The following is an 18,812-nucleotide window of genomic DNA, read 5'->3' on the forward strand; positions in this document are numbered from 1 at the left end:
CCCCGGAAACCCGGCTGTGACGCGTTTCACCGGAATCTCAGATTTCCCTGACACACATCTAACGTCCGTCTAACGGCCCGCACAGTCGCCGGTCCGACGATCGCGGGCATGGAGTCTTCCAGAGCCCGCCGCCGTCGCCGGCCCCTGCCCTGCATCGCGCTCGTACTCGTCGTCATCGTCGGCGGGGCGGCCACCGGGACTGTGTACGTGCAGGCTCAGGCGCACTCGGGCGGGGGCGCCGTATCGTCGTCGGCGACGCCGTCGGCCTCGCCCTCGGCCTCGATGTCGGTTTCGGTCCGGGCGGGTGGGGAGGCTTCCGTGGAACCCGTGGCACAGCCGACGGTGGATCACGACGTGCTGCTGGCCGAGGCCATGGAGTCGGTGACGGTCGAGGACGGTGCCGAGGTGTCGGTGGCGGTGCTGGACGTGGGGTCCGGTGCGAGCGCCGCGTACGGGAACGGCCGCTTCGACACCGCGAGCATCGTCAAGGTCGACATCCTGGCCGCGCTGCTGCTTCAAGCGCAGGACGCCGGGCGTGAGCTCACCGCCGCGGAGAAGTCGTACGCCACCAGCATGATCGAGAACAGTGACAACACCGCCGCGTCGGCCCTGTGGCGGGCGATCGGGAAGGCGGAGGGGCTCGATACGGCGAATGCGCGCCTCGGGCTCAGGGACACCGAGGGCGGCGACGGCATGTACTGGGGGCTGACGCAGACCACTGCGGCCGATCAACTCACGCTGTTGCGGCAGGTGTTCGGGGAGGAATTCGAGCTGAGTGCGCAGTCGCGGACGTATCTGCGGGAGTTGATGGGGGAGATAGCGGTCGACCAGCAGTGGGGCGTCTCGGCCGCGGCCGACGGGTCGGGATGGGCGTTGAAGAACGGCTGGCTGCCGCGCACCGCCACCGGGCTGTGGGACATCAACAGCGTCGGGCGGGTGACGGTGGACGGCCACGACTATCTGGTGGCGGTGCTGTCCGACGGCAACTCGACCAAGGCGAAGGGGATTTCGTTGGTCGAGGCGTCGGCGGTAGCGGCGGTGTCGGTGTTCGCCGGGGAGGGTGGTGGCGCGTCCGCTGCCGCGTCGGCGTCCGCGACGGCCGCGTCGTAGCCGCTCAGGGGCCTGGACCGCCGTCCGTTTTCCCGTCGCCGTTCGGTTCGAGCATCAGTAGCCTGACGCGGTGTCGTCGTCAGACCTGCTGTCCCGAGCCCTGTATGCCTCCGTCGATCCGCCTCTGCGGCCGCTCCCAGTGCCTGTCGCGGACCTTCTGCGCGCCCTCGACGCCCCACCGCGTCTTGCAGCGCATCTGCGTGCCGTGCACGATGTCGCGGTTCAGCTGGTCGACTGGGTGGAGCAGCGGTATCCCGAGCTCGGCGTCGACCGCGAGGCCGTGTTGTTCGGGGCGGCGACGCATGACATCGGCAAGGTGGTGCACGTCGCCGAGTTGTCGGGCGCCGGGTCGTCTCACGAAGAGGCGGGGAGGGAGCTGCTGTTGGCCCGCGGGTTCGGGCCGGAGCTCGCTCGGTTCGCCGGGACCCACGGCGCTTGGCAGGATCCCGCCGCGACCGTCGAGGATCTGCTGGTGAGTACGGCGGACAAGATCTGGAAGAACAAGCGCGTCCCGGACCTCGAAGACCTCGTCATCACCCGGCTGGTGCGAGCCACCGGCAGGGAGGGCTGGGCGGCGCGCCTCGCCGTCGACGAGCTGCTTGAGCGCATCGGTGACGGAGCCGACGGCCGACTGGCCTTCCAGGCCTCCTTCCCAGCGCCTGGCACCGGTCTCGTCGAAGGAGCGGAGCACCCGGTGGTCCGGTTCCTGCGCGAGATCGCCGCGGACGTCGGCATCGACGAACCTGAGCTGGAGCGCACCGTCTCCCCTGGCAATGTCGACCTCTACGGGCTCAGGTGCCCGAACGTCGCTCTCGGGGACGCTCTGTGGCGGCGGCTGCGAGCGCTTCACCACGACACCGGGCTCTGGCCGTTCCTGAGTCTCTGGTCGCCGAACGAGTGGGAGTGGGAGGAGCAGCGGCATGCGCAGCCGCGGCCGGCCGACTCCGGAGTGCTGGCGCAGATCATCGCCTCCCAGGAGAAGACCGTCGTGGAGTCGGAGATGGGCGTGCTCACGCCGTATGCGCGGGGCGAGCTCTTCTCGCGGAAAATCGCCCATGCGCACCAGGGGATCTGGGTCTGTCTGATCGAGGCGGACCGGCCGTCCACGCTCCCTCAGCTCCTGCACGCGCCTCATACCCCCAACTGGGGCTCCGACGGACCGGTGCCGGAGCTCGGCTACGACCAGCATCAGGCGGTGCTGCGGGAGTGGGAGATCCGCCATGGCGCGGTCGTCTACTACTTGGCGTGCCAGGACGCACTGGTACTGGAGGTCGAACGGCCGCCGACCGACCGCGCCGAGATCGCCCGCGTGGCGGTCGAGCACTACGCGTACTGCTTCGATCTGGACCAGTTGATCGGCGGCCCCACGGACGTCGCCGAACGCCAAGTCCCCTCCAGGCACTGGTGCTTCTGGTGGGACTAGGCTCCGGCGCTCCGGCGCGCCTCAGAAGGCTGAGAAGGCTGAGACGTCTCAGAAGTCGTAGCGTTCGCGGCGGCCGCGCAGCACCACGACCGCCGCGATCAGCAGGAGGACGCCGGCGCCGCCCGCGAGTCCGGCGGTCCAACTCGTCGCGTCGTCATCGGACTTGGCGGCATCGGGACCCGAGCCGAAGTACTCCTCGCCGTATGCCGCTGCCTGGAGGTTCTTCGGCTTGAGGGTCGCGGCCTTCTTGATGGCGGCCGCCGGGTCGATGAAGCCGTAGCCGCGGGAGTCGTCGCGGCCGTCGGCGGGGGCGTTGCGGGCCGTGTCCTCCAGGAGCTTCTTGATCTGGGCCGGGGTCAGGCCGGGGTGGGCGGCCTTGAGCAGGGCCACCGCTCCGGAGACGAAGGCGGCCGCGGCGCTCGTGCCCCAGCCCTCGTAGTACTTGTGGTCGGGGTCGGCGATGATGACGTCGTCGCCGGGGGCGCTGACCGTGGCGTACCAGCGGCGGGTGGAGAACGAGGCGCGGGTGCCGTAGCGGTCCACGGCGGTCGCGGCGATGACGCCCGGGTAGGCGGCCGGGTAGGAGATGTGGTCGCCCTTCTCGCCGCCGTTGCCGGCCGAGGCGACGACGACGGTGCCCTTCTTCAGGGCGTACTGGACGGCCTCGTCCTCGCCCGCTTCGGGGTGGGCGGACTTGGAGTCGTCGCCGAGGGAGAGGTTGATGACGTCGGCGCCGTGGTCGGCGGCCCAGCGGATGCCGTCGGCGAGGGCGTTGCCGCGGGTGCTGCGGGCCTTGGCGCGGGCCGGGTCGCCGTCCTCGAGGATGACGCGGACGGGGAGGATCTTGGCCTCGGGGGCGATGCCCATGACGCCGTCGCCATTGCCGGCGCCGTGTCCGTGGCCGGCGATGATGCCCGCCATCGCCGTGCCGTGCCGGGCCCAGGCGCGGTCGCCGGGCTCGGCCCCGAAACCGACCATGTCCTTGCCGTCGAGCACGTTGCCGGCCAGGTCGGGGTGGTCGGGCTCGACGCCGGTGTCGAGGACGGCGACGGTGACGCCCTTGCCCTTGGTCGTCTGCCAGACCTCCTGGGTGTGCATGGCGTCCAGGGCCCACTGCCGGGCACGTATGGAGTCGGCGTGCGCGGCGGTGGGCGGCAGGAGCGCAAGACAGGCGCCGAGGAGGACGGCGAGGGGGCCGGTACGCCGGGTCAGGACGGTCTTGACGGGGCCGCTTCCGGTGCTGGTCGCGGTGGTGGTCGCCGCGCTGCTCGGGCCGGTGTTCATGACGACTGCTCCGTGGACGGGCTGACGTTCTTGCGCAGGGCGCGTTCGATACGGTCGGCGAGGCCCTGTGCCTCGTGGCCGAGGCCGGCCTGGGCCACGTCCGTGGTGGCGCCGGACTGCATGGCCTCCTCGGCGGGCTCGGGCTCGTCGACCGTGCGGTCGTCGGCCCAGCCGGAGACGGCGTAGACGACGACCGGTGCGTCGGTGAGGACGGAGACGGTCCACGAGGCGCGCTGTTCGTCGCCGAATCCGGCGGCCAGGGTGCCCTTGGCTCCGTAGGGACGCGGCATGAGGTCGGTGCGGCGGTCGAGGCCCTGTTTGGTGAACTCGGTGTCGAGCGCGCGCATCGCAGCGGCGTCGGCCTTGGTGAAGAGCAGGCCGACGGTGGTGACGTAGCTCTGGGTGGCGTCGATGTAGGTGGCGCGCAGGAGGCGCTCGCAGCCGACGGGGGCGAGGGCCTTGCGCAGAAGCGGGTCGAAGGCGTTCGCACAGCCGGTGTCCGGGGCCACGGCGATCCGCGTCCAGGTCCGGTCGGCGCCGCCGGGTCCGGCGCCCTGCCCGAGCACCGTCGGCGGGAACAGCTTGTCGACGGGGACGCTGTGCCACAGGCTCCCGGCCGCGGCGAAGGTGTCCTGAGCGCCGCCGTCGCCCGGCTCACCGATCAGCCAACTGCCGGTCACGGCCCCGCCGATGAGGCCCAGTCCGAGCACGACACAGGCGGCGGCCATGGCGACCCTGGGCCTGATCCGCACGCCGAGGGGCCGCGATCGCGCCTGCTCGTCGTACCCCTCGGGCTCCCCGAACGACACGACCGGGCGCCGCGACCCCGGTGCCCCACCCGGCGACATGGGGGCGCTCCAGGAGAGGGACGGGTCCGGGGAGAACGCGGCGGTGCCGTGGGTGTTCGTGGTGTGGCCGTGGCCGGTCGTGGCGCCGGTTGGGGCGTGGCCGGTCGTGGCGTGCTGCGCGGCGTGGGTGGGCCCGGCGGGGGCCGAGGCCGCGTACCCCCGGCCCGCTGATCCGTCTCCGGCCGACGGCTCCGGGGTGGGACGCAGTGGAGGCAGGGGGGCGGAAGCGGCGGGGCGAGCGGGCTCGGCCGGCGTGGCGCCGGGGCGGGTGCCCGGCTTCGAGGGCATGCCTACGGAACCCTGCGCGGGTCCGGCGCCCGGCTGACGAGAGGCGCCTGCGCGGCCCCGTGCTGAGGATGGGGCGTTGTCGGCCGCAGGGATCGGCCGGAGGCGGAACGTGGTCTCCGCGGCGGTCTCGGCGGGGGCGCCCGTGCGACGTGGCGTCGAGGGACGGTCGGCCGGGCGGGGCGGTGTGCCATCGGGCGCGGCCTGTCCGGCGCCCTCCTGGCGCAACGATCCGCCACTGTCCCGACGCCCTTCACCGGCGTCGGCACGGCCTGCCGTCGGCGGCGTATCCGGGAAGCGCGCCGAGGCGCGGGGTGGGGGCGGGGACGTGGGGGCGGCGTCTGTGGGTGCCGGGGTGTGGTGCGAGGTGGCGGATGCGGGGCCGGTGGAGCCCGTGCGGCCGGTTCCGTCGCCGTGCGGGGGCGACGAAGGGACACCTGAGCCCTCTGTGCCCGTCGACCCGGCGAGGCCGCTGTCGGCGAGGCCGCTGCTCCGAGGCGGCGGCACGGCGGCTTCGCCGCGTACCGGCACAGGACCAGCCGAGCCCGGCCTCATGCCGACACCACCACGCACCGCACCCTCCGGCACCGAGCCCGACCCACCGTGTCCCGGCCCTTGCGACCCCGAGACCGGTCCACCGCCGACACCGCCAGGCACCGATCCCTCCGTTCGCGAACCCTCGCCGGTCGCCCGTGTGGCCGGTGTGCCCAGGATCGTCTGCTCGCCCTGCGGGTCGCCGGGTGTCGGCGGCTGGGCGGGTCTCGGCGGTGTGGTCGGGCGGGGTGGGGCGGTGGGCGGTGGGGGTGCCGTGGGGCGTGGGGGGACGGGGGCGCGGCGCGCTTCCGTGCTCATGCACCCCCCGTTTCCTCGTGCCCGGGCCCACCCTCACGCAGGCCTTCGTCGCGTTGTCCGTCTGCCCGGCGCGGACTCGTCCGACCAGGCACGCATACCCGCACGGGCGGGGCGTCATCCCGGCGCGGTCGTGCGGCCGGGGCGTTCCCCACACATGCGTGCGCGTCACTCTACGGGTTGATCCTGGGCGAACGGGAACCAGTCCGGGACCCCGTATGCATCTGCCCGGAACATCCCCCTACCCTGCGGTAATCCTGCATGGCAGGCTTCGTTCATGACTGCGCGCGCCGCCGACCGGGCCCGTTACGACCGGGCCACCGCCCATCTCGACGCCCCTCTCGCGATCGTGGACCTGGACGCCTTCGACGCCAACGCGGACGACCTCGTCCGCCGGGCCGGAGGAAAGCCGATCCGTGTCGCCAGCAAGTCCGTACGCTGCCGTGCCCTGCTGGAACGGGTGCTCGCGAAGGACGGATTCGCGGGGATCATGTCCTTCACGCTCGCCGAGTCCCTGTGGCTGGCGCGGTCCGGGTTCGACGACGTTCTCCTCGCCTATCCGTCCGCCGACCGTGCCGGATTCGCCGAGCTGACCAATGATCCCAAGCTCGCCTCCGCCGTCACCGTGATGATCGACGATCCGGCGCAGCTCCGGCTGATCGACGAGTCCCGGGACGGGGGGCGTGAAGTCGTGCGGGTCTGCCTGGAGTTGGACACCTCGCTGAAGCTGCTCGGCGGGCGCGTGCGGGTCGGTGCCCGGCGTTCGCCGCTGCACTCCCCCGCGCAGGTCGCCGACATGGCTCGGGTCGTCGCCCGGCGGCCCGGGTTCGAGGTGGTCGGGATCATGGCGTACGAGGGGCACATCGCCGGGGTCGGGGACGCCCTGGCGGGGCGGCCGCTGCGGTCGCGTGCCGTGCGGCTGATGCAGGCCACCGCGCGCCGGGAACTCGCCGAGCGGCGGGCCGCTGTGGTGCGGGCGGTGCGGAGCGTGGTGCCGGGGCTTCAGTTCGTCAACGGCGGCGGGACCGGCAGTGTGCAGCACACCGCCGCCGAGGACTCCGTCACCGAGATCGGGGCCGGGTCGGGGCTGTATGTGCCGCGGCTGTTCGACAACTACACGTCCTTCAGCGGGCGTCCGGCCGCGCTGTTCGCCCAGCCGGTCGTGCGCCGACCGGGGGTCGGGGTGGTGACCGTCCTCGGCGGTGGATATCCGGCCTCGGGTGCGGCCGGGCCCGACCGGCTGCCGGTGCCGTATCTGCCGGAGGGGCTGCGGTACGACCCCCAGGAGGGGCCCGGCGAGGTGCAGACGCCGCTGCTCGGCTCCCCCGCCGACGATCTGCTGCTCGGCGACAAGGTGTGGTTCCGGCACGCCAAGGCGGGTGAGCTGTGCGAGCGGTTCGAGAAGCTCCACCTCGTCGAGGGGGACTCGGTGACGGCCACCGTGCCGACGTATCGGGGTGAGGGACACACCTTCCTGTAGCCCAGTCCGTCCCGTCTCTCAGTCCGTCCCCTCGCTCAGTCCGTCGCGGGCCGGATGCCCTGCGTGAAGCGGTCCATGTCGGCCAGTGGCGGCCCGTCCTCGCCCGCGTCGAAGACGTAGCGGACGAGGACGGGTGCCTCGGTGCCGACGGGGGACGCGAAGGCGAGGGACTGGACGTACCCGCCCGGTCCCTCGGCGGTTTTGACCCGCCAGCGCACGAAGTAGCCGGTGCGGCCGGCCACCTCGACCGGGCCGGATTTGACGACCTGGTGGGACTCGATGCCGCCGAAGGGGCGCCGGCCGACGCGGTCGCGGTCGTAGGCCTCGTCGGCCGCCTGCTGGATGTCCGCCTTGGCGAGGGCCTCGGGGGACGTCTCGCCGTTCTGGGTCGCCGTGCGGGAGATGACCTTGCCGTGCCGGCAGAAGCCGAAGTCGTCGCCGGGGCAGTCGTAGGTGCCGTCCGTGGACATGAGGACGTCGGGCTCGCTGAAGGTCTGCGGTCTGACCCAGCCGTCGAGCAACGGCAGGGTGATGCCGTTGAGCTGGTCCTCCACGACGGCCGGGTCGTCGGCGGAGGGCTCGGAGGTGGACGCCGACGGGGTGGGCGTGGGGGTGTCGGTGGCCGGCTCACGGGGCTCGGGCTCCGAGGTCGCGAGCGTCGGCGCGGTGTTCACCTCCGTACCCCCGTCGTCCTTGCCGAGCACCATCGCGCCCGTGACGATCGCGGTGACCAGGACGGCTCCGGCGGCGGTGAGGGCGATGACCCTGGACCGCTGCGCGGCGACATCACCGGCGGACGACGGGCCGGGCAGCGGCGGGCCGGGCGGCAGCGGCACCGGCGGTCCCGGAACCTCGGGAGCGCGCCGGTGCTCGGTCCAGGCCGTACCGTCCCACCAGCGCTCCAGATGCGGGGCCTTGGGGTCGCGGTACCAGCCGGGCGAGGGTGTCATGCTCATCCCGGCCACTGTAGGGCGGCCTACAGCGGCGTGACGTACGCCCCCGAGATTCCGCCGTCGACCAGGAAGTCGGTGGCGTTCACGAAGGAGGAGTCGTCGCTGGCCAGGAAGGCGACGGCGGCGGCGATCTCCTCGGCCTCGGCGAAACGGCCGACCGGGATGTGGACGAGGCGGCGCGCGGCGCGCTCCGGGTCCTTGGCGAACAGCTCCTGGAGGAGGGGAGTGTTGACCGGTCCCGGGCACAGGGCGTTGACCCGGATGCCGTCGCGGGCGAACTGCACGCCCAGTTCGCGGGACATGGCCAGCACGCCGCCCTTGGAGGCCGTGTACGAGATCTGCGAGGTCGCGGCGCCCATCCGGGCCACGAAGGACGCCGTGTTGATGATGGAGCCCTTGCCCTGCTGCCGCATGTAGGGGATGGCTGCCTTGCAGCACAGGTAGACGGAGGTGAGGTTGACCTCCTGGACGCGCTTCCAGGCCTCCAGGCCGGTCTCCAGGATGGAGTCGTCGTCGGGCGGCGAGATGCCGGCGTTGTTGAAGGCGATGTCGACGCTGCCGTAGGTGTCGTACGCCGTCTTGAACAGCGCCTCGACCTGCTCGGGGTCGGTGACGTCGACCTTGACGAAGATCCCGCCGGTTTCCTCGGCGGCCGCCTTGCCGCGCTGCTCGTCGACGTCGCCGCAGACGACGTGGGCGCCCTCGGAGGCGAGACGGCGGGCGGTGGCGAGGCCGATGCCGCTGCCGGCACCGGTGATGACAGCCGTACGGCCCACCAGGCGGCGGCAGATGGTTCCCTCGGTGTTGTCGGTCATGAGCGGCTCAGGCCTCCGTGCTGATGAAGACGTTCTTGGTTTCGGTGAAGGCGGTCAGGGCGTCCGGACCCAGCTCGCGGCCGATGCCGGACTGCTTGAAGCCGCCGAAGGGGGTCCAGTAGCGGACGCTGGAGTGGGAGTTGACGGACAGGTTGCCGGCCCGGACCGCCTGGGAGACGCGCAGGGCGCGGCCGACGTCACGGGTCCAGATGGAGCCGGAGAGGCCGTAGTCGGTGGCGTTGGCGAGGGTCACGGCCTCCGCCTCGTCCTCGAAGGGGAGCACTACGGCGACCGGGCCGAAGACCTCCTCGACGGCCACGCGCGCGTGCGGGTCGACGCCGGTGAGGACGGTGGGCGGGAACCAGAAGCCGGGGCCTTCGGGGGCCTTGCCCCGGATGCCGTCGGCGCCCGAGTCGACGTACGAACGCACCCGGTCCAGCTGGGCCTTGGAGATCAGTGGGCCCATGTCGGTCTTCTCGTCGGCCGGGTCGCCGACCGTCACCGCCTCGATCGCCGGGCTCAGCAGCTCCAGGAACCGGTCGTAGGCGGAGCGCTGGACGAGGATGCGGGTGCGGGCACAGCAGTCCTGGCCGGAGTTGTCGAGGAAGGACATGGGGGTGGCGGCCGCGGCGGCTTCGAGGTCGGCGTCGGCGAAGACGATGTTGGGGCTCTTGCCGCCGAGTTCGAGGGTGACGCGCTTGAGGAGCGCCGAGCCCTTCACCAACACCTGTTTGCCCACGGTCGTTGACCCCGTGAAGACGATCTTCGCGACGCCCGGGTGCTCGACGAGGGCGTTCCCCGCGACGGGACCATGGCCGGGCAGCACCTGGAACAGGCCCTCCGGAAGCCCGGCCTCCAGGGCGAGTTCGGCCAGGCGCAGGGCGGTCAGCGGGGTCGTCTCGGCGGGCTTGAGGAGGACGGCGTTGCCCGCCGCCAGCGCCGGAGCCGTGCCCCAGGCCGCGATCGGCATCGGGAAGTTCCAGGGGGCGATCACGCCCACGACGCCCAGCGGTTCGAGGATCGTCACGTCCAGGCCGCCGGGGACCGGGATCTGACGTCCGGTCAGCCGCTCCACTCCCCCGGCCGCGTAGTCGAGCAGATCGCGGACGTTGCTCGCCTCCCAGCGGGCGTTGCCGACGGTGTGCCCGGCCTCGCGGACCTCCAACTGGGCGAGTTCTTCGATGTGTTCGTCGACCTTGACCGCGAAGCGGCGCAGCAGCCGGGCGCGTTCGCCGGGGGCGAGTGCGGCCCAACGGACCTGGGCGCGCGTCGCGCGTACGACCGCTGCGTCCACGTCGGCCGCGGTGGCGGCCGGGACGGTGGCGACGACCTCTTCGGTGGCCGGATCGAGTACTTGGAGCTGGTCGGACAAGAAGGGCCTCACATGCGTTCGAAGGAGCGGCGCAGCTCCCAGTCGGTGACCGCGGCGTCGAAGGCGTCCAGCTCGACGCGCGCCATGTTGCGGTAGTGCGCGACGACCTCGTCGCCGAAGGCGGCCTTGGCGATCGGGCTGTTCTCCCAGAGCTCGGCGGCCTCGCGCAGCGTGGTGGGCACGTGCGCGAAGTCGGCGGCGTAGGCGTTGCCGGGGCAGGGCTCGGGCAGTTCCAGTTTCTGCTCGATGCCGTAGAGGCCGGCCGCGACCAGTCCGGCGACGGCGAGGTGCGGGTTGACGTCGCCGCCGGGGAGCCGGTTCTCGAAGCGCATCGAGCGGCCGTGGCCGACGACACGCAGGGCGCAGGTGCGGTTGTCGTGGCCCCAGGCGACGGCGGTCGGGGCGAAGGAGCCCGGCTGGAACCGCTTGTAGGAGTTGATGTTGGGGGCGTAGAGCAGGGAGAAGTCCCGCAGCGCGGCCAGCTGTCCGGCGAGGAAGTGCCGCATGACCTCCGACATGCCGCCGGGGTCCTGGGCGGAGCCCGCCATGACGTTGTTGCCGGCGGCGTCCGCGAGCGAGAGGTGGATGTGGCAGGAGTTGCCCTCGCGCTCGTTGTACTTGGCCATGAAGGTGATCGAGACGCCCTCCTGGGCGGCGATCTCCTTGGTGCCGGTCTTGTAGATGGCGTGCTGGTCGCAGGTGACCAGGGCGTCGTCGTACTTGAAGGCGATCTCGTGCTGGCCGGGGTTGCACTCGCCCTTGGCGGACTCGACGGTGAGGCCTGCGGCCGCCATCTCGTTGCGGATCCGGCGCAGCAGCGGCTCGATCCGCCCCGTCCCCAGCACCGAGTAGTCGATGTTGTACTGGTTCGCCGGCGTCAGCCCTCGGTAGTTCGCGTCCCAGGCCTGCTCGTAGGTGTCCTTGAAGACGATGAACTCCAGCTCGGTGCCGACCTTCGCGGTGTACCCGTGCTCGGCGAGGCGCTCCAGCTGGCGGCGCAGGATCTGGCGTGGGGCGGCCACCACCGGGGACCCGTCGTTCCAGGCCAGGTCGGCGACCAGCATGGCCGTACCGGCGTTCCAGGGCACGCGGCGGAGCGTGGCCAGATCGGGGTGCATGGCGAAGTCGCCGTAGCCGCGGTCCCAGGAGGACATCGCGTAGCCGTCGACGGTGTTCATCTCGGTGTCGACGGCGAGGAGGTAGTTGCAGCCCTCGGTGCCGTGGTGAAGGACCTCGTCGAGGAAGAAGCGGGCGGCGAACCGCTTGCCCTGGAGCCGCCCTTGCATGTCGGGGAAGGCCAGGACGACAGTGTCGATCTCACCGCCTGCGACGAGGGCGTGCAGCTCCTCGACGCTCAGCGGGGGTGTGCGGTCTGCCACGGGAGAGCCTCCATTCGGCTTACTTCGGTCAGCCGGGAGCCATAAGGTATTGCGCAGGACCATTGATTGGGAAGGGGGTCCGGCCACATGTCGCAGACGGACACGGAGCACGGGGCGCCCGGGGCCGACGACCGACTGACGTCGGTACTGCGGCCGGTGCGGGCCGGCAACGGCTTCGAGGAGGCCCTGGAGCAGATCCTCCAGGTCGTCCGGCTCGGCCTGGTGCCGGGCGGCGAGCGGCTGCCCGCGGAGCGCGAGCTGGCCGACCGGCTGGGGATCAGCCGGGTGACGCTGCGCGAGGTGCTGAAGGTGCTCCAGGACCAGGGCCTGGTCGAGTCGCGGCGCGGTCGCTACGGCGGCACGTTCGTGCTGCCGCGACCCGTGACCCCCGGCGAGGAGGAGCTGCGCCGCCGCCTGAAGGACGTGGACGTCGAGGATGCGCTGCGCTTCCGCGAGGTGCTGGAGGTGGGCGCCGCCGGGCTGTGCGCGGCGCACGGGCTGGACGAGGAGCAGGCGAACCGGCTGCGCGAGGCCTTGGCGCACACGCACGACGCCCCGCTCGCCGAGTACCGCCGCCTGGACACGCTGCTGCACCTGACCCTCGCCGAGCTGTCCGGCTCCCCGACGCTCACCGCCCAGTACGCGGCCGTACGGGCGACCGTCAACGATCTGCTCGACTGCATCCCGCTCCTCGTACGCAACCTGGAGCACTCCCAACGCCAGCACACCGCCCTGGTGGAGGCCGTGATCGAGGGCAACGCCGAGTGCGCGCGGGAGATCATGCGCGAGCACTGCGGGGGTACGGCGGCGCTGCTGCGGGGATTCCTCGGCTGAGCCGGTGGTGCTCCCCCCGGCGCCAAGGATTTACGGGCGATTAACGCAGGGGTATTGCCTTCCCGTGGCCGACACCGCAAAGGTATGGATCGCAAAGGTATGGATCTATTCCATTGAGCCGGAGCTCGGTCGACCCCACCGTGCCCGGAAATGCCCGGTGTCCGCCGCCCGTGGGGAGTTGGCCCATGTCCCTGGAATCCACAAGCACACCCGCCACCGAGGCGGACGACTATCTGGAGCGCAGAACACTGCGCCGCGGCAGCGCCGGCTGGGTGCTGCTGACCGGTCTCGGCGTCGCCTACGTCGTCTCCGGCGACTACTCGGGCTGGAACTTCGGCCTGGCCGAAGGCGGCTTCGGGGGCCTGGCGATCGCCATGGTGCTCATGGGCGCGATGTACGCGTGCATGGTCTTCGCCCTCGCCGAGCTGTCCTCGATCCTGCCCACCGCGGGCGGCGGCTACGGCTTCGCACGCCGGGCGCTGGGCCCCTGGGGCGGCTTCCTGACCGGTACGGCGATCCTCATCGAGTACGTCCTCGCGCCCGCCGCCATCGTCATCTTCATCGGCGACTACGTCGAGTCGCTGGGCCTGTTCGGCCTGGAGTCCGGCTGGCCGATGTACCTGGTCTGCTTCGCGATCTTCCTCGGCATCCACCTGTGGGGCGTGGGTGAGGCGCTGCGCTTCAGCTTCGTCGTCACCGGCATCGCGGTGGTGGCCCTGATCGTGTTCGCGCTGGCGGCGCTGCCCGACTTCAGCGTCGGGTCTCTGGACGACATCCCGGTCGACTCGTCGGCGGCGGGGTCGAGCTCATGGCTGCCCTTCGGCCTGCTCGGCATCTGGGCGGCGTTCCCCTTCGGGATGTGGTTCTTCCTGGGCGTCGAGGGCGTGCCGCTGGCCGCCGAGGAGACCAAGGAACCGGCCCGTACGCTGCCGAAGGCGATCCGCTGGTCGATGGCCGTCCTGGTGGTGCTGGCGGTGGTCACCTTCTTCGCGGCGGCGGGAGCGCGCGGCTCGGCGGCGATCCAGGAGGCGGGCAACCCGCTGGTGGAGGCCCTTCAGCCGAACGGCAGGGCGACGACGCTGAGCCGGATCGTGAACTACGCGGGTCTGGCGGGCTTGGTGGCGTCGTTCTTCTCCCTCATCTACGCGGGCTCGCGCCAGCTGTTCGCCCTGTCCCGCGCGGGCTACCTCCCCCGGTTCCTGTCCCTCACCAGCCGCCGCAAGGCGCCCTACCTGGGCCTGCTGGTGCCCGGCACGATCGGCTTCCTGCTGGCGGCGGTGTCGGGCGACGGCGCCCGGATGCTGAACATCGCGGTCTTCGGCGCGACCATCTCCTACGCGCTGATGTCCCTGTCGCACATCGTCCTGCGCCGCCGCGAGCCGGAACTCGCGCGGCCGTACCGTACGCCCGGCGGGGTGCTGACCTCGTCGGTCGCCCTGGTCCTGGCGTGCGCGGCACTGGTGGCGACGTTCCTGGTGGACGTGACGGCGGCGGTGATCGCGCTGGTGGTGTACGTGGTGGCGATCGCCTACTTCGGCCTGTACAGCCGTAAGCGGCTGGTGGCGAAGGCGCCGGAGGAGGAGTTCGCGGCGCTGGCGGCGGCCGAGGCAGAGTTGGCACGGGACTGAAGCGTCGACTGTGAGGGAGTTGTGGTGGCAAGGCCGTTGATCGGTGTCAGCACCTATCTGGAGTCCGGTGCGCGCTGGGGTGTGTGGGAGCTGGAGGCGGCGCTGCTGCCGGCCGGTTACCCGCGGCTGGTGCAGCGGGCGGGCGGCCTGGCCGCGATGCTCCCGCCGGACGACCCGGCGCACGCGGCCGCGGCCGTCGCCCGGCTGGACGGGCTGGTCATCGCGGGGGGCCCGGACGTCGAGCCGGTCCGGTACGGCGCCGAGCCGCACCCCCGCACCGGGCCTCCGGCGCGGGCGCGGGATGCGTGGGAGCTGGCGCTGATCGACGCGGCGCTGGAGGCGGGGCTGCCTCTGCTGGGGATCTGCCGGGGCATGCAGCTGCTGAACGTCGCCCTCGGTGGCACGCTCGTGCAGCACATCGACGGGCACGCGGAGGCCGTGGGCGTGTTCGGCAGCCACAGTGTGAAGCCGGTGCCGGGGAGTCTGTACGGCGATGTCGTGCCGGAGGAGGCGTCGGTGCCGACGTATCACCACCAGGCCGTGGAGCGCCTGGGCGAGGGGCTTGTCGCGTCGGCGTATGCGGCGGACGGGACGGTGGAGGCAGTGGAACTGCCGTCCGGGGGGTGGGTGTTGGGGGTGCAGTGGCATCCGGAGATGGGGGAGGATCTGCGGGTGATGCGGGGGTTGGTACGGGCCGCCGGCGGCTGACGCCGGGTTTCCTCGCCCCCGCCGCCCCTACCCTTCCCGTCCCTGGGGGCTGCCGCCCCCAGACCCCCGCTTCGGCCCTGAACGGGCCTCGTCCTCAAACGCCGGACGGGCTGGAATGCCTGGACCGGCGCTGAGAGGTGAAGCCCCAGAAACTCAGCCCCTCCGGCGTTTGAGGAGCGGGGGTCCAGGGGGCGGAGCCCCCTGGCGGGGTCGAAGGGGCGGAGCCCCTTCAAGGACGGGAAGGGTAGGGGCGGCGGGGGCGAGAGACTACCCCCGCGTCAGCGACAGCAGGTCCCGCGCCGGCCCCACCGGGCGGTGGCCCGTCGGCCACACCGCTCGCAGGTCCCGCGCCAGGGACACATCCGCCACCGGGATGCTCACCAGACGCCGCATGGCCAGTTCCTCCCCGACGGCGAGTTCGCTCAGTACCGCCGGCCCCGCCCCGCTGACCGCCGCCGCCTTGACCGCCGTGGTCGAGGACAGCTCGATCAGGGGACGCGCCAGCCCACCCAGCGCCGCGTCCAGGACCTGCCGCGTACCCGAGCCCTTCTCGCGGAGGATCAGCGGAGTCACCGCGAGCTCCGAGGCCTCCAGCGGCCGTCGACGCCGGGACCAGGCGTGGCCCGGCGCTGTCACCACGATCAGGTTGTCGTGGGCGATGACGACCGAGTCCAGCCCCGTCGGGGCGGTCAGCCCCTCCACGAACCCCAGGTCCGCCTCGTCCGCCAGCAACCGCTCCGCCACCGCCGCCGAGTTCCCGGCGAGCAGCGACACCGCCGTGTCCGGACGCTGGGCGCGCAGCGCGAGGAGCCAGCCCGGCAGCAGGTACTCCGCGATCGTCATGCTCGCCGCCACCCGCAGCCGCGAGTCACGCCGGTCCCGCAACGCCTGCGCACCCGCGTCGAACGCCTCCGCGGCCTCCACGATGCGCCGCGCCCAGTCCGTCACCAGCGCCCCGGCGTCCGTGAGCCGGGATCCCCGCGGTGACCGGTCGACCAGGGCCACGCCCAGCTGCCGTTCCATCGAGCGGATCCGGCTGCTCGCCGCCGGCTGGGTGATGCCGAGTTCTCGCGCCGCCGCACCCAGACTGCCGAGCCGCGCCACCGCCAGCAGCAGCTCCAACGCCCCGAGATCCGGGACGCGATGTGCCAGGGTTCCCACGCGAAACTGCCCCTCCGCCGCTTGAGTCATAAGCCCAGTTTATGTCGCCATAGAGGCAAACTCCCTGGTCGTGGACGACAGCGGACACGACTCTGAGCGTATGGTCACCGCCGTCCGTCACCTCGGACCCAACTGGTACGCGTCCGTCATGGGCACCGCAGCCGTCGCCACCGCCGGAGCCGGACTGCCGCTGCACCTCCCCGGGCTGCGTACCGCCTGCACGGCCGTCTGGGCCCTCTCCCTCGCGCTGCTCGTCGCCCTGCTCGGCGCCCGTGCCCTGCACTGGACCCACCACCGCGACCAGGCCCGCGCCCACCTCCTCGACCCGGCCACGGCGCCCTTCTACGGCTGCCTGGCCATGGCTCTGTCGGCCGTCGGCGGCGGTGCCCTGACCGTCGGCCGGGACTGGATCGGGACCGGCGCGGCGGTCGCGCTCGACGCCGTGCTGTTCACCGCCGGTACGGTCCTCGGGCTGACGGCCGCGGTCGCCGTCCCGTACCTCATGGCCGTACGCCATCGGATCGAGCCGTCGCAGGCCACGCCCGTGTGGCTGTTGCCGCTCGTGGCGCCCATGGTGTCCGCCGCGCTCGGGCCGCTCCTCGTGCCGCATCTGCCGCCCGGGCAGGCCCAGGAGACCCTGCTGCTCGCCTGCTTCGCGATGTTCGGGCTGAGCCTGCTCGGCACGCTGCTGATGCTGCCGTTGGTCTTCGCCCGGCTGGTCGCGGGCGGGCCCCTGCCCCTCGCCCTCACCCCGACCCTGTTCCTGGTGCTGGGCCCGCTCGGGCAGTCCACCACCGCCGTCGGGATGTTCGCCGACGTCGCCCCCGGGGTGGTGCCGGCCTCGTACAGCCAGGGCTTCGGCGTGCTCGCGGTGCTCTACGGCGTGCCCGTCATGGGCTTCGCGCTGCTGTGGTTCGGGCTCGCCACCGCCCATGTGCTGCGGGCTCGGCGGCACGGCATGGGGTTCGCGATGACGTGGTGGGCGTTCACCTTCCCCGTCGGCACCTGTGTCACCGGTGCCGCGGCACTCGCCCGGCACACCGGGCTCGTGGTCTATGGCTGGATCTCCGTCGGGCTGTATCTGGTGCTCGTCGGCGCCTGGGCCGTCGCCGCCGTGTGCACCGTCCGCGGTCTGTTCAGCGGTGCGCTGCTCGCAGGGCCTCGGACAGCACCCGTGGTGCCTCGGCCAGTGACGGGCCGTACCACGTCAGGTGCCGTCCGCTGACGAGCGCGCAGGGCAGGCCGGGGTACGCCTCCGGGCCGTCGTCGGCCGTGAAACGGTACGGCTCGTCGGGGAGGACGACGACGTCCGGGGCTGCTGCTCGCAGGTCGTCCAGGGGGATGCGGGGGTAGCGGTCCTCGTGCGTCGCCCAGAGGTTGTCCACGCCGAGGCGGGCCAGTACGTCGCCCGCGAAGGTGGCGCGGCCCAGCACCATCCAGGGGCGCCGCCAGATCGGGACCACGGCCGTCGTACGGCGTCCGGGGAGTGGCAGCGACGACCAGGTCTCCTCCGCCTCGTCCAGCCAGCGTGGGCGTGCCCCCACCCCACATGCCGCCAGTACCCGCGCCAGTTCCCGGAAGGCCTGCGGGACGTCCCGCACCTCGGTCACCAGGACCTCGACGCCGGCCGCGCGGAGGGCGGCGAGGTCGGGCTCGCGGTTCTCCTCCTCGTTGGCGATCACCAGGTCGGGGGCGAGGGCTACGATCCGGTCGACCTTGGGGTTCTTGGTACCGCCGACGCGGGTGACGTCCAGGTCGGCCGGATGGCTGCACCAGTCCGTGGCGCCGACGAGGGCACCAGGGGCCGAGACGGCCACGGCCTCCGTCAGGGACGGCACCAGGGAGACGACGCGCATCAGCGCCCCGGCCGGTCCCGGACCGCCTCGATGTGCTCCGCCACCGCGACGACGACCACACGCGTGTCCGGCACGGTCGCCCGCCAGCGGTGGCGCACCCCGCCGGTGAGGTACAGGGTGTCGCCGCGGCCGAGGCGGTAGGCGCGGCCCTCCGCCTCGATCTCCACGGCGCCGTCGGCGACGTACATCAACTGGTCGTTGCGGTACTGGAATTCACGGCCGGCGTCATGGTCGCCGGTGAACTCCGAGGCGTGCATCTGATGGTGACCGCGCACCAGGGACCGCACCCGGGGCTCCGGGGCCAGCTCGGTGCCGTCGGCCCGCACGACGTCCACGCTGCACGCCGGGTCGGCCGCGGCGAGGAGTTCGACGGCGGTCGTACGCAGCGCGTCGGCGACCTTTTCCAGGGAGCTTCTGCTGGGGCGTGCCCGGTCGTTCTCGACCTGGCTCAGGAAGGGCACCGACAGGCCGCTGCGCTCGGCGACGACGGCAAGGGTGAGATCCAGCGCGCGACGGCGCCGCCGCACGGCCGCGCCCACTCGAAGGGACTGTTCTTTGTGGTCGCCCATCGCTCCGGCTCCCTCCTTCGCTCGTCGGTCCGATGTCCTTGCGCCCGCCTTCCGGCGCACTCCTTCTGTTGAGTTCTCTGCACCCTACGCATGTTCGGCAAACCGTTTCATGCGCCCGTCGCATCGACGACACCTCAGGGGGAGTACGACCCATCGGTTCGCGCCAGCGGGATCGGCTCCCCGGTCCCGTCGGCCGCCCGCGCGGCACCGCTGACCCCCGATCAGCAGAAGTCCCGTGTTCATTTCAATGCTGCCGCA

16 protein-coding genes and 1 pseudogene are annotated in these 18,812 nt (G+C 72.3%); 8 read left to right on the forward strand and 9 right to left on the reverse strand.

Annotated features, from left to right (window positions below; genetic code table 11):
- Positions 1–108: 108 nt before the first annotated feature.
- The 3 genes and pseudogenes from EHO50_RS01270 to EHO50_RS45945 all read left to right on the forward strand — a co-directional run bounded on the left by EHO50_RS01270 (position 109) and on the right by EHO50_RS45945 (position 2,533).
- Positions 109–1,110, forward strand: a complete 1,002-nt coding sequence (locus EHO50_RS01270) for a serine hydrolase (protein ID WP_128427912.1) — start codon at positions 109–111, stop codon at positions 1,108–1,110.
- Positions 1,111–1,198: 88 nt separating this feature from the next.
- A pseudogene (locus EHO50_RS44770) lies at positions 1,199–1,768 on the forward strand (HD domain-containing protein); the annotation flags it as partial.
- A complete protein-coding gene (locus EHO50_RS45945) occupies positions 1,742–2,533 on the forward strand; it encodes a DUF4253 domain-containing protein (protein ID WP_425472135.1) in 792 nt (263 codons plus the stop codon). The pseudogene EHO50_RS44770 and the gene EHO50_RS45945, both read left to right, overlap by 27 nt.
- Before the next feature lie 48 nt (positions 2,534–2,581).
- Here EHO50_RS45945 and mycP read toward each other — a convergent pair whose 3' ends face one another.
- Both mycP and EHO50_RS01285 read right to left on the reverse strand, forming a co-directional pair.
- Entirely contained in the window at positions 2,582–3,817 is a 1,236-nt protein-coding gene (gene mycP / locus EHO50_RS01280; protein WP_128427914.1) for a type VII secretion-associated serine protease mycosin, read from the reverse strand.
- Positions 3,814–4,953, reverse strand: a complete 1,140-nt coding sequence (locus tag EHO50_RS01285) for a hypothetical protein (protein WP_342786889.1) — start codon at positions 4,951–4,953, stop codon at positions 3,814–3,816. Before EHO50_RS01285 ends, mycP begins: the two co-directional genes overlap by 4 nt.
- 1,123 nt (positions 4,954–6,076) lie before the next feature.
- Between EHO50_RS01285 and EHO50_RS01290 the strand changes: the two genes are divergently transcribed.
- Positions 6,077–7,279 carry an amino acid deaminase/aldolase gene (locus EHO50_RS01290; protein ID WP_128427915.1) on the forward strand — a complete coding sequence of 401 codons (1,203 nt, stop codon included), beginning with the start codon at positions 6,077–6,079 and terminating at the stop codon, positions 7,277–7,279.
- A 35-nt stretch (positions 7,280–7,314) separates the two neighbouring features.
- On the opposite strand, the gene EHO50_RS01295 is transcribed toward EHO50_RS01290, so the two are convergent.
- From EHO50_RS01295 to EHO50_RS01310, 4 genes are read right to left on the reverse strand one after another with little or no spacing between them, the layout of a single operon-like run.
- The gene (locus tag EHO50_RS01295; RefSeq protein WP_128428916.1) at positions 7,315–8,229 is read right to left on the reverse strand and encodes a DUF2510 domain-containing protein; all 915 of its coding nucleotides are present in this window, start codon (positions 8,227–8,229) and stop codon (positions 7,315–7,317) included.
- Positions 8,230–8,255: 26 nt separating this feature from the next.
- Positions 8,256–9,047, reverse strand: coding sequence for a 3-oxoacyl-ACP reductase (locus tag EHO50_RS01300; RefSeq protein ID WP_128427916.1), 792 nt, complete (start codon positions 9,045–9,047; stop codon positions 8,256–8,258).
- 7 nt (positions 9,048–9,054) lie between these two features.
- Positions 9,055–10,419, reverse strand: coding sequence for an aldehyde dehydrogenase family protein (locus tag EHO50_RS01305; protein ID WP_246100983.1), 1,365 nt, complete (start codon positions 10,417–10,419; stop codon positions 9,055–9,057).
- 8 nt (positions 10,420–10,427) lie between these two features.
- Positions 10,428–11,798 (reverse strand): glutamine synthetase family protein, encoded by a 1,371-nt coding sequence (locus tag EHO50_RS01310; RefSeq protein WP_128427918.1) that lies wholly within the window; start codon positions 11,796–11,798, stop codon positions 10,428–10,430.
- 87 nt (positions 11,799–11,885) lie between these two features.
- Here EHO50_RS01310 and EHO50_RS01315 point away from each other — a divergent pair, with 87 nt between their 5' ends.
- The 3 genes from EHO50_RS01315 (at position 11,886) to EHO50_RS01325 (ending at position 14,968) form a co-directional block, all read left to right on the forward strand.
- Positions 11,886–12,632 (forward strand): FadR/GntR family transcriptional regulator, encoded by a 747-nt coding sequence (locus EHO50_RS01315; protein WP_128427919.1) that lies wholly within the window; start codon positions 11,886–11,888, stop codon positions 12,630–12,632.
- Positions 12,633–12,817: 185 nt separating this feature from the next.
- Positions 12,818–14,260, forward strand: coding sequence for an ethanolamine permease (eat, locus tag EHO50_RS01320; protein ID WP_128427920.1), 1,443 nt, complete (start codon positions 12,818–12,820; stop codon positions 14,258–14,260).
- A 21-nt stretch (positions 14,261–14,281) separates the two neighbouring features.
- Positions 14,282–14,968 (forward strand): gamma-glutamyl-gamma-aminobutyrate hydrolase family protein, encoded by a 687-nt coding sequence (locus EHO50_RS01325; protein WP_128427921.1) that lies wholly within the window; start codon positions 14,282–14,284, stop codon positions 14,966–14,968.
- A gap of 267 nt (positions 14,969–15,235) precedes the next feature.
- Here the strand turns inward: EHO50_RS01325 and EHO50_RS01330 are convergent, their stop codons facing one another.
- A complete protein-coding gene (locus tag EHO50_RS01330) occupies positions 15,236–16,159 on the reverse strand; it encodes a LysR family transcriptional regulator (RefSeq protein WP_128427922.1) in 924 nt (307 codons plus the stop codon).
- Positions 16,160–16,229: 70 nt separating this feature from the next.
- Between EHO50_RS01330 and EHO50_RS01335 the strand changes: the two genes are divergently transcribed.
- Positions 16,230–17,354: a TDT family transporter gene (locus tag EHO50_RS01335; RefSeq protein WP_128427923.1), complete on the forward strand. Its 1,125-nt coding sequence runs from the start codon at positions 16,230–16,232 to the stop codon at positions 17,352–17,354.
- Here EHO50_RS01335 and EHO50_RS01340 read toward each other — a convergent pair.
- Positions 17,266–17,985, reverse strand: a complete 720-nt coding sequence (locus EHO50_RS01340) for a helical backbone metal receptor (RefSeq protein ID WP_128427924.1) — start codon at positions 17,983–17,985, stop codon at positions 17,266–17,268. The genes EHO50_RS01335 and EHO50_RS01340 overlap by 89 nt on opposite strands.
- Entirely contained in the window at positions 17,985–18,554 is a 570-nt protein-coding gene (locus EHO50_RS01345) for a helix-turn-helix domain-containing protein (RefSeq protein ID WP_062709954.1), read from the reverse strand. Before EHO50_RS01345 ends, EHO50_RS01340 begins: the two co-directional genes overlap by 1 nt.
- Positions 18,555–18,812 lie beyond the last annotated feature (258 nt).

Source organism: Streptomyces cyaneus, assembly GCF_004028635.1.
Classification (GTDB): Bacteria; Actinomycetota; Actinomycetes; order Streptomycetales; family Streptomycetaceae; genus Streptomyces; species Streptomyces cyaneus.